Below are 13,208 nucleotides of genomic sequence, written 5' to 3'. Positions count from 1 at the left end.
AGCCTGAAGACGTGGCATCCGCCTCGCAGACGACCCAGACCCTCGCGCACCTGCGCCGTGCACGCGACCTCATGGACCGCGATTACGCGCAGCCGCTGGACGTGCCCACCATGGCGGCGGCCGCGCACATGTCTCCGGCGCACTTCTCGCGGGAGTTCAAGGCTGCGTACGGCGAGACGCCGTACGGGTATCTCATGACCCGCCGCATCGAACGGGCCATGGCGCTGCTGCGCGACGGGATCTCCGTGACGGATGCCTGTGTCGCGGTCGGCGCCACCTCGCTCGGCTCGTTCAGCTCGACCTTCCGCGACATCGTGGGGGAGTCGCCGAGCTCGTATCGGGCGCGCTCCCACGACGCGGCCGAGGCGATGCCGCTGTGCGTCGCGAAGATCCTCACTCGGCCCACACGCTACGCCTGACCGACCGGCGGCCCACCGGTGAACCGAGCACGATCGGAGAAGCACCCGCTGCCGGTCGCGCCGTAGCCTGACGGACATGACGAACATCTCACTGGCCTACAGCCCCATCACCGTCGACGACGTCGACGCCGCCATCCCCTTCTACCGCGACGGACTCGGACTGGAGATCGTCAACGACGTCGCGTACGACGGCCACCGCTGGGTGAGCTTCGGCTTCCCCGGTCAGCCCGGGCTGTCGCTGGTCGTGTCGGATCCGACCGCGGGGCGTTCGCCCGAGGACGGCGAAGCACTCCAGCGCCTCGTCGTGAAGGGATCCGGTCCCGGGCCCTACGTCTTCACGACGACGGACCTGGACGCGACGTTCGAACGGCTGCGCTCGTTCGGCGCCGAGGTGCTGCAGGAGCCGAAGGAGCAGGGCTGGGGTCCTCGTGACGCCGCCTTCCGGGACCCGGCCGGCAACCACATCCGGATCAACCAGGTCTGAGCGGGGCGTCGACCTTGTGCCTGCCCTGGGCCGCAGCGCTGGAGCGCGAGCCGGCGCTCGTCGCGGCGAGTAGCCTGGACCGAATGAGCGACTCGTCTCGGGAGTTCCACAAGCCCGTCCGCCGGCCGGCGGAGCTCTTCGACCGCGTGTTCTCGGCCGAGGATCCCGCCGAGGTGTCGCGCGTCGCGCACACCACGGCGCACGCGCTGCTGGCCCGGGTGCGGGCAGACCCCGATGGGGCGATCGTGGATCGCCTCGTCGCCTTCACCGACGAGCACGGCATCGACGACATCGCCGAGCTCTGGTCGCGCTCTCCGGCGCGGACTCTGCCCGGTGCGCTGTGGCGGCTGTACCTCGTGCAGCTGATGATCCACGACGACCCGCGCACGGCCGCCCTGCTCTACGAGCGCGGCCGCGCCGAACTCGCGTCCGCTGACGACGTGGTGGCGGGGGCGCCCTCGCCGGCTGGGCCGGAAGAGCTGGTGGCGCTCGTCGACACCATCCTTCGCGGGCTCTTCGAGGGCGACTTCGCCGTCGCGCTGGACCGGGCCGCGGCGTTCTGCCGCGTGCAGGCGTCCGGTGCGACCCACCTGGCGGACGACTACGAGGCCACCGAGCCCGAGCGCGCGTCGGCGTTCACCACGCGGGCCCTGCGGCTGTCGGACTACGCGGCGGACCTCACCGTCTGCGCCGGGCTGTGGCGCCGTGACGCGCTGAGCTGAACACCGCGCCCGCGAGGGCCGGGCATGACGACGATCCCGGACATGAAAGAGCCGGGCCGCAGAACGCCTCTCGGCGCAAGGCCGCTCGCAGCGGCAGAAGATGGAGCCCGGGGTTACTGCGGCCCGGCTGTTCCAGTGTAACCGAGGGGAGGGGCGTGGCATTCCCACGCCGTAGGCTCGGGGCATGACCTTGCGATTCGCGCTCGTGATCGACCCCGCCGCCGCCGACGATCCGCGCACCGACTTCGCCGGATCGTTCCGCGTCATCGACCCCTCGGCGCCGGCCCTCAGCGTCGGAGAGCTGAGCACGCAGCGAGGCGACGGCATCTTCGAATCGATCGCGGTCGTGGACGGCCACGCGCAGGAGACCGAGGCCCACCTGGAGCGGCTCGCGCATTCGGCCCGGATCTGCGATCTGGCCGCGCCGAACCTCGCGCAGTGGCGCCAGGCGGTCGCCGTCGCCGCGGCGCACGCCCCTGGTGAGGGGGAAGGTGTCATCAAGCTGATCCTCAGCCGCGGCGTGGAGCACGGGCCCGCGCCGACCGCCTGGGTCACCGTGGCCCCTGCGGCAGACAACACCGCCGCGCGCGAGCAGGGGATCCGGGTGGTCACACTGGACCGCGGCTACGGCATCGCCACCCCGGCCGCCGCTCCCTGGCTTCTGCTGGGCGCGAAGACGCTCTCGTACGCGGTGAACATGGCCGCACTGCGAGAAGCGCGAAGACGGGGGGCCGATGACGCGATCTTCGTGACCTCCGACGGCTTCGTGCTCGAGGCCCCGACGGCGTCCCTGATCCTGCGCATCCAGGGTCGGTTCCTCACCCCCGCGCCGAACGGCGGGATCCTCCACGGCACGACGCAGCTGAGCCTGTTCTCGCATCTGGAGGAGCAGGGGTACGAGACGGCCTACGCGATGCTTGACGTGAGTGCCCTACAGGAAGCGGATGCCGCATGGCTGGTCTCGAGTGTGCGCCTGGCCGCGCCCATCACGGCGATCGACGGCGTCGCGGTCCCGGTGGACGCCCCGCTGACGGCATCCTTCAACCGCTACCTGCTCAGCCCCCGGGACTGAAACGACGAAGCCCCCGCCGGTGGCGAGGGCTTCGGGAGGCCGTGGAAGCGACTTATCCGAACCGGCCGGAGACGTAGTCTTCGGTGGCCTGCACCGAGGGGGTCGTGAAGATGGCAGTCGTGTCGTTGTACTCGATCAGCTTGCCGGGCTTGCCGGTGCCGGCGATGTTGAAGAATGCGGTCTTGTCGCTCACGCGCGACGCCTGCTGCATGTTGTGCGTCACGATCACGACGGTGTACTCGTTCTTCAGTTCCCCGATGAGCTCCTCGATCGCGTAGGTCGAGATCGGGTCCAGCGCCGAGCACGGCTCGTCCATCAGCAGCACATCGGGCGCCACGGCGATCGCGCGCGCGATGCACAGGCGCTGCTGCTGGCCGCCCGACAGGCCCGAGCCGGGCTTGTCGAGACGGTCCTTGACCTCGTTCCAGAGGTTCGCGCCGCGCAGCGACTTCTCGACGAGCGCGTCGGCGTCCGACTTCGCGATGCGCTTGTTGTTGAGCTTGACGCCGGCCAGCACGTTCTCGCGGATCGACATCGTGGGGAAGGGGTTCGGGCGCTGGAAGACCATGCCCACCTGGCGGCGGACCAGCACGGGGTCGACCCCCGCGCCGTACAGGTTGTCGCCGTCGAGGAGGACCTCACCCTCGACACGGGCGCCGGGGATGACTTCGTGCATGCGGTTCAGGGTGCGCAGGAACGTGGACTTGCCGCAGCCGGACGGCCCGATGAAGGCCGTGACGCTCCGTGGCTCGATCGAGAGGGAGACGCCTTCGACGGCGAGGAAGTCGCCGTAGTAGACGTTGAGGTCATTGACTTCGATGCTCTTGGACAAGGCGGTTCTTTCGGGTCGGGGGTCAGCGGCCGGTCTTCGGCGAGAACACCTTGGCGATGATCCGGGCGATGAGGTTCAGGACCATCACGATGAGGATGAGCGTGAACGCTCCCGCCCACGCGCGGTCGACGTATGCCTCGGGCGGGATGCCCTGGTTCATGTACTCGGTGTACGTGAAGACGGGGAGGGTCTGCATGCGGCCGTCGAACAGGTCGTAGTTCATGCTGTTCGTGAAGCCGGCGGTGATGAGCAGGGGCGCCGTCTCGCCGATGACGCGCGAGATCGACAGCATGATGCCGGTCGTGATTCCGGCGATCGCGGTGGGCAGCACGACCTTGACGATCGTGAGCCACTTCGGAACGCCCAGCGCATAGGCCGCCTCGCGGAGCTCGTTCGGTACGAGCCGCAGCATCTCCTCCGTCGAACGTACGACGACGGGGATCATCAGCACAGCCAGCGCGATGGACCCCATGAAGCCCATGCGGATGCCGGGGCCGAGGAACAGCGCGAACAGTGCGTAGGCGAACAGGCCTGCGACGATCGAGGGGATGCCGGTCATGACGTCGACCAGGAATGTGATGCCGCGCCCGAGGCGCTTGCCCTCGCCGTACTCGACGAGGTAGATCGCCGCCATGAGTCCGATGGGGATGGAGATCAGCGCCGCCATGCCGGTGATGAGCACCGTGCCGACGATCGCGTGCAGAGCGCCGCCGCCCTCACCGACGACGTTGCGCATCGAGCTGGAGAAGAACTCGGCATCGAAGCGTGCGATCCCCTTGACGATGACCGTCCAGGCGACCGACACCAGCGGCACCATGGCCACGATGAAGGCGGAGGTCACGATGCCGGTGATGAGGCGGTCGACCGCCTTGCGGCGGCTCTCGACGATCGCGGAGATCGTGAAGATGAGCACCAGGTAGACCAGGCCCGACGAGACCAGCCAGCCGGCGAGGTTCAGATCCTCCTGCGAGCCCAGCGCGATGATCGCGAAGACGACGAGCATCACGACCAGCGAGCCGGCGACGAGCCCCCACACGGCCCACGTGGGGAGCCGGCCGGTCGTGAGCTGCGATCGCGTGGGGATGACGTCGGCGGTCGGAGGCGTAGCGGTGATGGTCATCAGTTGGCCCCAGAGAATTCCTTGCGGCGGTTCACGATCCACCGCGCGATGAAGTTGACGGCGAACGTCACGATGAACAGGATCAGGCCCGTTGCGATCAGGACGTTGATGTTGGTCCCGTATGCCTCGGGGAAGGTCAGGGCGATGTTCGCGGCGATCGTCGACGGATTGGTCGACGTGAACAGCTCGAAGGTGACGGTGCCGGTGGCCGAGAGGACCATCGCGACCGCCATGGTCTCACCGAGCGCGCGGCCGAGGCCGAGCATCGACGCCGAGACGATACCGCTGCGGCCGAAGGGCAGCACCGCCATGCGGATCATCTCCCACCGCGTGGCGCCGAGGGCCAGTGCCGCCTCCTCGTGGAGGACGGGGGTCTGCAGGAAGATCTCACGGCAGATGGCGGTGATGATCGGGACCACCATCACGGCCAACACGATGGCGGCGGTGAAGATCGTGCGTCCGGTGGCCGACACGTCGCCGCCGAAGAGCGGGAACCAGCCCATGTTGGCGTTCAGCCACACGTACACCGGCTGCACCGCGGGGGCGAGGACGAGGATGCCCCACAGGCCGAAGACCACCGAGGGGACCGCCGCGAGCAGATCGACGATGTAGCCGAGTCCCTGCGCGAGACGGCGGGGAGCGTAGTGGGAGATGAAGAGGGCGACGCCCAGCGAGAGCGGGACGGCCATCACGAGGGCCAGCAGCGCGGCCCAGATGGTGCCGAACAGCAGCGGCCAGACGTAGTCCCAGAAGTTCGTGGTGAGGAGCGAGGCGTCCTCGGTGTTCGCGCCGATCGCGGGGATCGACTGGACGATCAGGAAGATCGCGACGGCGGCGAGGGTGACGAGGATCATGGATCCGGCCGCGAGAGCCGTACCGGAGAACCACCGGTCGCCCGGGCGCTGTCTGGCCGGGATCTTCGTCGCGGCGGGGGCGGTGGCTGTCATCTCATCCGTCCTGGTCGGGGAATCATCGTGTGATCCGCATCAGGCCCCGGACGCGCGTGGGGCGTCCGGGGCCGATGAGGGTGTCAGCTGATCTGGTCGATCGCCGCCTGGGACTGCTCGGCGAGCTCGGGCGAGATCGGGGCGCTGCCGGCGTTGTCGGCCGCGGCCTGCTGGCCGGCCTCGCTCACCGCGGTCGAGAAGAAGCCCTTCACGAGCGGGGCGATCTCGGCGTCCTTGTACTCGACGCAGCCGATGAGGTAGCTCACCAGCATGACCGGGTAGGCGCCGGACTCCTCGGTGGTGCGGTCGATCTCGAACGCGAGGTCGGTCGGTGCGCGACCCTCCTCCAGCGGCGAGGCGTCGAGCGCCTTCGCCGCGCCCTCGGCCGAGGGCTCGACCCACTCGGAGCCGACCTGGACGTTCACCGCCGTGAGGTCGGTCGTCTGCGAGTGGTCGGCGTAGCCGATCGTGCCGTTGCCGCCCTTGATGGCGTTGACGACGCCCGAGGTGCCCTGCGCGGCCTCGCCGCCCTGGACCGGCCACTCCTCGACCGAGCCGTAGGTCCAGACGTCACCGGCGGTCTGCGACATGTAGTCGGTGAAGTTCGCCGTGGTGCCCGACTTGTCGGAGCGGTGGACGGGGGTGATCGCGAGGTCGGGCAGGGTCACGCCCGAGTTGGTCGCGGCGATCGCGGGGTCGTTCCAGGTGGTGATCGTGCCGGCGAAGATGCCCGCGATCGTGGCCGGGTCGAGGTTGAGCTCGTCCACACCCTCGACGTTGAACGCGATGGCGATCGGCGAGACGTAGGCCGGGATCTCGACGAGGTCGGACCCTTCAGCGCAGGCGTCGAACGTGCCGGCCTCGATCTCCTCGAGCTTGAACGCGCGGTCCGAGCCCGCGAACTGCACGGCGCCGGACTGGAACGACTCGCGGCCGGTGCCCGAGCCCTGCGGGTCGTAGTTCACCGTCACGTCGGGGTTGGCCGTCTGGAACTCTGCGGTCCACGCCTGGATGGCGACCTGCTGCGACGTCGCGCCCGAGCCGTTCAGCGTGCCGCTGAGCGTCGGGCCCTCGCTGGCGGAGGGGGCGTTGCCGCCGGCGGTCTCGTTGGAGGCGCAGCCTGCGAGGGCGAGGGCCGCGATCGCGGCGACAGCGCCCACCTGGGCGATGCGAGAGATCTTCACTGTGTGAATCCTTCACGTGTCAGGGAAACAGGCCGGACTGGCCTTCGGGTTCGAGCCCGGTGCGGGGCTCGATCTGAAACGTAGGCTCGGACTCTTAAGAGAGTGGGCTGTGCGGGTGAACGGAAGGTGAACGGGATGCCGACATCCATGCACGCCTATCCACGCCGGGCGACCGCTTCCGCGGATTCCCGCGACCGCGGGCGCCGTCTGTTCACCTGCGCCGGGAGGCGCCTTCAGACCTTCGGGACGTGCGTCTCGATGGCGACGATGCCGGAGCCCGGGTTGTCGACGGGGATGTGGACGACGGAGAAGGCCGCGAAGTCCAGCGACGACGCGCTGCCGAGGTACGAGCCGCGGAGCGTGCCCGTGGCCAGCGCCAGCTCGCTGAGCAGTTCGGGGAGCACCGGTCCGTGGCTGCAGAGCACGGCGGGCTTCCGGGCACGCACGCGCTGGCCGACGACCGTGCGGGGGTCGGATCTCCCCTCCTCCCACGCGTCCTGGCTGATGAGCTTGGACGCATCGATCTTGCGGTCCAGCTCGCGGGCGAGGGGAGCGACGGTCTTCTGGCACCGCACGGCGGGACTCGACACGATCTTCCGGACCCCGAAGGCCAGCAGGGGTCCCACAATCGAGCGCGCCTGCTTGCGCCCGCGCGGCGTCAGCGGGCGCGCGGCATCCTTCCCCTCCCACTCGTCACGCGGGACCGCCTTGGCATGACGCAGCACGACGAGCGGAAAGGTGCGGAGCACCTCCTCGTCGATCAGCCGCAGGAAGTTCTCCACGATCTCGACGTCGACGGGATAGCTCAGCCGGCGCAGGGCCTTCTTCGGCGAGACCCACTCGATCGCCGCGATCTCTTTGTTCGGCACGAACGCCGAAGCACGGATGGCGGCGTCGGTCGCCTCTGCGGACCAGTAATGCACGATCTTCGTGCGCTTGCTGGGCAGCCGGTAGCGCGAGATGCCGACCGGCACGCCGAGGGCGACACGGATGCCGGTCTCTTCGTGGATCTCGCGCACCGCGGTCTCGGCGAGCATCTCGCCGGGGTCGACCTTCCCCTTGGGAAGCGTGACGTCCCGATACTTGGTCCGGTGGATGAGCAGCACGCGGACCTTGTCGTCCACGATGCGCCAGACCACTCCGCCGGCGGCGTAGACGGCGGTCTCCGTCATCGCACCGCCCGCGCCCTGCGACGGCGCTGGATGTTCGTCATCGTGCGGTCCTGCAGGTCCAGGAGCGGCTTGCCGTCCTCGTCGTGGTTGTGCCGCACCCATTCGCCCTCAGGGCCGAGGTGCCATGAGCTCGTCGTGTCGCTCATGGCCAGGGTGAACAGGTCGTTCAGTTCCTTGATGTGCGCCGGTGTCGACACGCGCACGAGCGCCTCCACCCGACGGTCCAGGTTGCGGTGCATCATGTCGGCGCTGCCGATGTAGACCACCGGATCGCCGTCGTTCTCGAAGGCGAAGATGCGGGAATGCTCGAGGTAGCGGCCGAGGATCGAGCGGACCGTGATGTTCTCACTCATGCCCGCGACGCCGGGCTTGAGGGCGCAGATGCCGCGCACCCAAACCTCGACCTTCACCCCCGCCTGGCTCGCCCGGTACAGGGCATCGATGATCTGCTCGTCGACCATCGAGTTGACCTTGATGCGCACCGCCGCCGGCCGGCCGTTCAGGGCGTTGCGGCGTTCCTTCTCGATCAGCCGCAGCAATCCCTTGCGCAGGTGCAGGGGAGCCACGAGCAGGCGCTTGAACTTCTTCTCGATCGCGTACCCGCTGAGCTCGTTGAACAGGCGCGTGAGGTCGCGGCCGACGAGGTCGTCGGCGGTGAACAGTCCGAAGTCCTCGTAGATGCGGCTGGTCTTCGGGTTGTAGTTGCCGGTTCCGACGTGGCTGTAGCTGCGCAGCACGCCGTTCTCCTCGCGGATCACGAGGGCGAGCTTGCAGTGGGTCTTCAGCCCGACCAGGCCGTAGACGACGTGCACGCCGGCCTTCTCGAGCTTGCGGGCCCACACGATGTTGTTGGCCTCGTCGAAGCGCGCCTTGATCTCGACCAGGGCGAGCACCTGCTTGCCGGCCTCGGCGGCGTCGATCAGCGCTTCGACGATGGGGCTGTCGCCTGAGGTGCGGTACAGCGTCTGCTTGATGGCGAGCACATGAGGGTCCTTGGCGGCCTGCTCGAGGAAGGCCTGCACGCTCGTCGCGAACGACTCGTACGGGTGGTGCACGAGCACGTCGCCCTTGCGGATCGCCGCGAAGATGTCGGGGCGTTCGTTGTTGTCGCCCGGCTGGAACGCCAGCGCCGTGGTGGGCAGGTGCGGCTTGTAGCGCAGGTGCGGGCGGTCGATGCGGGCCAGGTCGAACAGCCCCCGCAGATCGAGCGGGCCGGGGAGGCGATAGACCTCCTGTTCGGTGATGTCGAGCTCCTTGATGAGGAGATCGAGCGTCACGTCATCCATGTCGTCGGTGATCTCGAGCCGGATGGGCGGGCCGAACCGGCGGCGCAGCAGCTCGGCCTCGAGCGCCTGGATGAGGTTCTCGGTCTCGTCCTCCTCGATCACCACGTCTTCGTTGCGGGTGAGGCGGAACGCGTGATGGTCGAGCACCTCCATCCCCGGGAAGAGGTCGTCGAGGTGGTTGGAGATGAGCTCCTCGAGCGGCAGATACCGCACGGTGCCCTCGACCGTCGGCAGCTCGACGAACCGCGGCAGCATGGGGGGCACCTTCAGCCGCGCGAACTCCTGCCGCCCGGTGCGGGCGTTGCGGATGCGGATCGCGAGGTTCAGCGACAGCCCCGAGATGTAGGGGAACGGGTGGGCCGGGTCCACGGCCAGCGGCATCAGGACGGGGAACACCTGCGCCTGGAAGTAGTCGTAGAGCTCGGCGCGCTCCTGCTCGCTCAGCGCGTCGTAGGAGAGGACCTGGATGCCGGCATCCGCCAGCGCCGGCTTCACCAGCGACGTCCACGCCTCGGCGTGACGCAGCTGCAGGCGGTGCGCCTCGGCGGAGATGTCGGCCAGGACGCCGGCGGGGGACCGCCCGACGTTGGTCGGAAGCGCGAGTCCAGTGACGATGCGGCGCTTGAGGCCGGCCACGCGCACCATGAAGAACTCGTCGAGGTTGCTGGCGAAGATCGCCAGGAAGTTCGCCCGCTCGAGGGTCGGCAGATCGGGGTCCTCGGCCAGCTCCAGCACCCGCTGGTTGAACGCGAGCCAGCTCAGCTCACGATCAAGGTAGCGATTCTCCGGAAGCTGCGAGTCGAAGGCCTCGGACACGTCGAAGTCGTCGTCGTCCGCGTCGCCCAGTCCCGCGTCGAGCACCTCGGGTTCGATCATCCCCTCATCATTGCAGGGTCACGTGACGAGAGTGTGAACGATCCTGAGGTGGTCCGGGCGGCCCGGCACGGCGCACTCGGCGCCGAGCGTGTGGTCGTCCGGTCAGGCGCCGGCCCGCTCCCGCGGTGCCGGCTCGGGCTCGTCCTCGTAGACGTTGAAGCGGTATCCGACGTTGCGCACCGTGCCGATCAGCTGCTCCATGTCGCCGAGCTTGGCGCGCAGGCGCCGCACGTGCACGTCGACCGTGCGGGTGCCTCCGAAGTAGTCGTATCCCCAGACCTCGCTCAGCAGCTGCTCGCGCGTGAACACGCGCGACGGGTGCGTGGCGAAGAAGTGCAGCAGCTGGAACTCCTTGTACGTGAGATCGAGCGGCCGCCCGTGCACCTTGGCGGAGTAGGAGGACTCGTCGATGGTGATGCCCGAGGTCTGGATGCGCGTGGACACCTGCTCGGCGGACTGGCGGCCGACGGCGAGGCGGATGCGCGCGTCGACCTCCGCGGGGCCGGCGGTGAAGAGGATGACGTCGTCGACCCCCCAGTCCGGTGAGACCGCGGTCAGCCCGCCCTCGGTGACCACCAGCAGCAGGGGAGCGTCGAGGCCGGTGGTGTTGAGGATCTTGCACAGCGACTTGGCGCCCACGAGGTCCACGCGCGCGTCGATGAAGATGACGTCGGCGCTCGGCGCGTTGACCAGCTGGGCGGGCTCGGCCGGGATCAGACGCACCCGGTGGCTCAGCAGTTCGAGCGAAGGCAGGACGGGACCGCCTCCGTGCGTGGAACTGAGAACCAGGAGCTGTGCCAATGGATCGCCTTCCCGGCGCGTGGGCGCGCGCCGCGAACCCAGTGTAGGGCGTGCGAAAGCAGCGCCCGCGCCGCGTGACGCCCTCGCTCCCACCGCGACGGGTGCAGCGGGGGGCTCGATGAGCCATGATGGACGACGTGGCCGTGCCGGAACTCGCCCCTCGCCGCACCTTCGGCGGCATCGTCGCCGTGTGGGTGCTGGCCGCGCTGATCGCCATCGCGGTGGGCATCTTCTCGACGCCCGATTGGCGCACCGCGTGGCTGGGTGTGGGGCTGGGCGGATGCCTCATCGCCGGGTTCGCGATCCAGCTGTGGAGCGGGCGCTCCCAGGGATTCACCGAGCGCGTGGCGGCGAGCGTCTTCGGCGCCGCGCTGGTCATGGGGGTGATCAGCCTGGGGTTCGGGCTGGCGGCCCTCGTTCCCGGCTAGACTCCTTGTCATGGATCTCGTCGCGCTCGAACTGTTCTACGTGGGCCTGCTCGGTCTGGCGTCGCTCGCGATCGTCTTCGTCTCCGCGGTCGTGATCAAGAACCTCTACCGCGGCCAGCGCTGACGGGTCGCCTCGTGATCGAGATCCCGACAGACCTGCCCGCGGAACTGGTGCCGCTATCGTGGCTGATCGGGCTCTGGGAGGGCACCGGTGTCATCGACTACGGCGATCACTCCTACACGGGCGAGTTCACGCACCGCGTGAGCTTCAGCCATGACGGCGGCGGCTACTTGAACTACTCGGCGGAGGCGTGGCTCCACGACTCCGACGATCCCGGCACGCGCACCCGGCTGGTGGCCGAGCTGGGCTACTGGCGACTGTCCATCCCCGCCACCGACTCCGATGCCGGGCCGGGTCTCCTCCCCGCCGTCGCACCGCCGGTCGCCCGCACCGCAGAAGACATCGAGTCGTTCCGCAATGCCGACGGTGGATTCGACCTCGAGGCGGCGCTGGTGCACGCGGACGGTGTGAGCGAGCTGTATCTGGGGCAGATCAAGGGCCCCCGCATCGACATCGCCACCGACGCGGTGGTGCGCCCGGCGGGCGCGAAGCCGTATGCCGCCGCGACCCGGATGTACGGCCTCGTCGACCGCCACCTGCTGTGGGCCTGGGACATCGCCGCCCTCGGGTACGAGCTGGGCGCTCACGCGTCGGCGCGGCTGGCGCGGGTGGAATGATGAGCGATTCGCCCGCCGCCCGCTTCGCCGGGGTCCCCGGTGCCGTCGTCGACGACGCGGGCCTGCAGCATCTCGGCAGCCCGCTGGTCGAGCAGCGACGCCTGTCCGCCGGTGCCGCCATCGCACCCCTGGGCGACCGCGCCGTGCTCGCGGTCCCCGGCGAGGACCGCCTGAGCTGGCTGGACTCCCTCTCGTCGCAGGCGCTGACCCGGCTGGCGCCGGGCGAGAGCACGGAGCTTCTCATCCTGGACCCGCAGGGTCACGTCGAGCACGCGGCATCCGTCATCGACGACGGTGAGACCACCTGGCTCATCGCCGACCGCGCCGACGCGGCAGGGCTGTACGACTGGCTGCGCAAGATGCGCTTCCGTCTGCGGGTCGATCCGCGCGTGGCTGACGACGTCGCCGTCTTCGGCGGGACGGCGGCCGCCCTGGAGGCGATCGCTCCGGCGTCACCGGCGGGCGTCCCGCTGGTGTGGCGGGACCCCTGGCCGCGGGTCACTCCCGGTGGGCACGCCTACGCTCCGGTGGAGCCCCACCCGGGCGCCGAGCGCGACTGGGCCGAGGCGATCGTGACGCGCGAGGAGGAGCAGCGGATCGCGGATGCTGCGGCCCGAGGCGAGCAGGAACTGGCGGGCATCGCGGCCGCCGAGGCGCTGCGCGTGGCGGCGTGGCGTCCGCGATGGATGACCGACGTCGACGAACGCGCGCTGCCGCATGAGCTGGACTGGCTGCGCACGGCGGTGCATCTCGACAAGGGCTGCTACCGCGGACAGGAGACGGTCGCCAAGGTGCACAACCTCGGCCACCCGCCCCGGCGCCTCGTGGCGCTGCAGTTGGACGGCTCAGGCAGCGTGCTGCCCGAGCGGGGTGCGGCGATCCGGCGGGGCGAGGACGAGGTCGGAGTCGTCACGTCCGTTGCGCTGCACCACGAGGAGGGACCGATCGCGCTCGGCGTGGTGCGCCGCACGACCCCGGTCGACGCGGCGCTCACGGTCGACACCTCCGACGGCCCGATCGCCGCTGCCCAGGAGGTCGTCGTGCCCCCGGATGCGGGGGCGACCGCCGACGTGCCGCGGATCACCCGGCTGTCGCGCCGCGCGTCCGCGCAGTAGGCGCGCGTCCCG

The 13,208-nt window shown here is 69.5% G+C and carries 14 protein-coding genes; 7 read left to right on the top strand and 7 right to left on the bottom strand.

Features of this window, described 5'->3' with window-relative positions; translation table 11 throughout:
- Positions 1 to 71: 71 nt before the first annotated feature.
- The 4 genes from C9992_RS16930 to C9992_RS16915 all read left to right on the top strand — a co-directional run bounded on the left by C9992_RS16930 (position 72) and on the right by C9992_RS16915 (position 2,697).
- The gene (locus C9992_RS16930; protein WP_106816880.1) at positions 72 to 419 is read left to right on the top strand and encodes a helix-turn-helix transcriptional regulator; all 348 of its coding nucleotides are present in this window, start codon (positions 72 to 74) and stop codon (positions 417 to 419) included.
- Between the two features lie 76 nt (positions 420 to 495).
- Positions 496 to 903, top strand: coding sequence for a VOC family protein (locus tag C9992_RS16925; protein WP_106816819.1), 408 nt, complete (start codon positions 496 to 498; stop codon positions 901 to 903).
- 83 nt (positions 904 to 986) lie between these two features.
- A complete protein-coding gene (locus tag C9992_RS16920) occupies positions 987 to 1,625 on the top strand; it encodes a response regulator transcription factor (protein WP_106816818.1) in 639 nt (212 codons plus the stop codon).
- Positions 1,626 to 1,809: 184 nt separating this feature from the next.
- The gene (locus C9992_RS16915) at positions 1,810 to 2,697 is read left to right on the top strand and encodes an aminodeoxychorismate lyase (protein WP_106816817.1); all 888 of its coding nucleotides are present in this window, start codon (positions 1,810 to 1,812) and stop codon (positions 2,695 to 2,697) included.
- Between the two features lie 52 nt (positions 2,698 to 2,749).
- Here C9992_RS16915 and pstB read toward each other — a convergent pair whose 3' ends face one another.
- From pstB to C9992_RS16880, 7 genes are all read right to left on the bottom strand, one after another.
- The gene (gene pstB, locus C9992_RS16910) at positions 2,750 to 3,529 is read right to left on the bottom strand and encodes a phosphate ABC transporter ATP-binding protein PstB (protein ID WP_106816816.1); all 780 of its coding nucleotides are present in this window, start codon (positions 3,527 to 3,529) and stop codon (positions 2,750 to 2,752) included.
- Between the two features lie 22 nt (positions 3,530 to 3,551).
- Positions 3,552 to 4,649, bottom strand: a complete 1,098-nt coding sequence (pstA, locus tag C9992_RS16905; protein WP_106816815.1) for a phosphate ABC transporter permease PstA — start codon at positions 4,647 to 4,649, stop codon at positions 3,552 to 3,554.
- Complete coding sequence (pstC, locus tag C9992_RS16900; RefSeq protein WP_106816814.1) at positions 4,649 to 5,596, bottom strand: phosphate ABC transporter permease subunit PstC; 948 nt, start codon at positions 5,594 to 5,596, stop codon at positions 4,649 to 4,651. The genes pstA and pstC overlap by 1 nt, the downstream gene beginning before the upstream one ends.
- An 83-nt stretch (positions 5,597 to 5,679) precedes the next feature.
- Positions 5,680 to 6,780, bottom strand: coding sequence for a phosphate ABC transporter substrate-binding protein PstS (pstS, locus tag C9992_RS16895; RefSeq protein ID WP_106816813.1), 1,101 nt, complete (start codon positions 6,778 to 6,780; stop codon positions 5,680 to 5,682).
- Between the two features lie 233 nt (positions 6,781 to 7,013).
- Positions 7,014 to 7,952, bottom strand: coding sequence for an NUDIX hydrolase (locus C9992_RS16890; protein ID WP_106816812.1), 939 nt, complete (start codon positions 7,950 to 7,952; stop codon positions 7,014 to 7,016).
- Complete coding sequence (locus C9992_RS16885; RefSeq protein WP_106816811.1) at positions 7,949 to 10,114, bottom strand: RNA degradosome polyphosphate kinase; 2,166 nt, start codon at positions 10,112 to 10,114, stop codon at positions 7,949 to 7,951. Before C9992_RS16885 ends, C9992_RS16890 begins: the two co-directional genes overlap by 4 nt.
- Positions 10,115 to 10,216: 102 nt before the next feature.
- Positions 10,217 to 10,915, bottom strand: coding sequence for a response regulator transcription factor (locus C9992_RS16880; RefSeq protein ID WP_106816810.1), 699 nt, complete (start codon positions 10,913 to 10,915; stop codon positions 10,217 to 10,219).
- Positions 10,916 to 11,043: 128 nt separating this feature from the next.
- Here C9992_RS16880 and C9992_RS16875 point away from each other — a divergent pair, with 128 nt between their 5' ends.
- The 3 genes from C9992_RS16875 (at position 11,044) to ygfZ (ending at position 13,196) form a co-directional block, all read left to right on the top strand.
- Positions 11,044 to 11,343, top strand: a complete 300-nt coding sequence (locus C9992_RS16875; RefSeq protein WP_327317924.1) for a hypothetical protein — start codon at positions 11,044 to 11,046, stop codon at positions 11,341 to 11,343.
- A 135-nt stretch (positions 11,344 to 11,478) separates the two neighbouring features.
- On the top strand, positions 11,479 to 12,081 hold the full coding sequence (locus C9992_RS16870; protein WP_106816809.1) for a nitrobindin family protein: 603 nt from the start codon (positions 11,479 to 11,481) through the stop codon (positions 12,079 to 12,081).
- Positions 12,078 to 13,196 carry a CAF17-like 4Fe-4S cluster assembly/insertion protein YgfZ gene (gene ygfZ, locus C9992_RS16865; RefSeq protein ID WP_407662259.1) on the top strand — a complete coding sequence of 373 codons (1,119 nt, stop codon included), beginning with the start codon at positions 12,078 to 12,080 and terminating at the stop codon, positions 13,194 to 13,196. The genes C9992_RS16870 and ygfZ overlap by 4 nt, the downstream gene beginning before the upstream one ends.
- Positions 13,197 to 13,208 lie beyond the last annotated feature (12 nt).

It is taken from the genome of Microbacterium timonense (assembly GCF_900292075.1).
In the GTDB taxonomy this organism is placed as follows: domain Bacteria; phylum Actinomycetota; class Actinomycetes; order Actinomycetales; family Microbacteriaceae; genus Microbacterium; species Microbacterium timonense.
The sequence above is the reverse complement of the archived record's forward strand: the minus strand, read 5'-3'. Positions and strand labels throughout refer to the sequence as shown.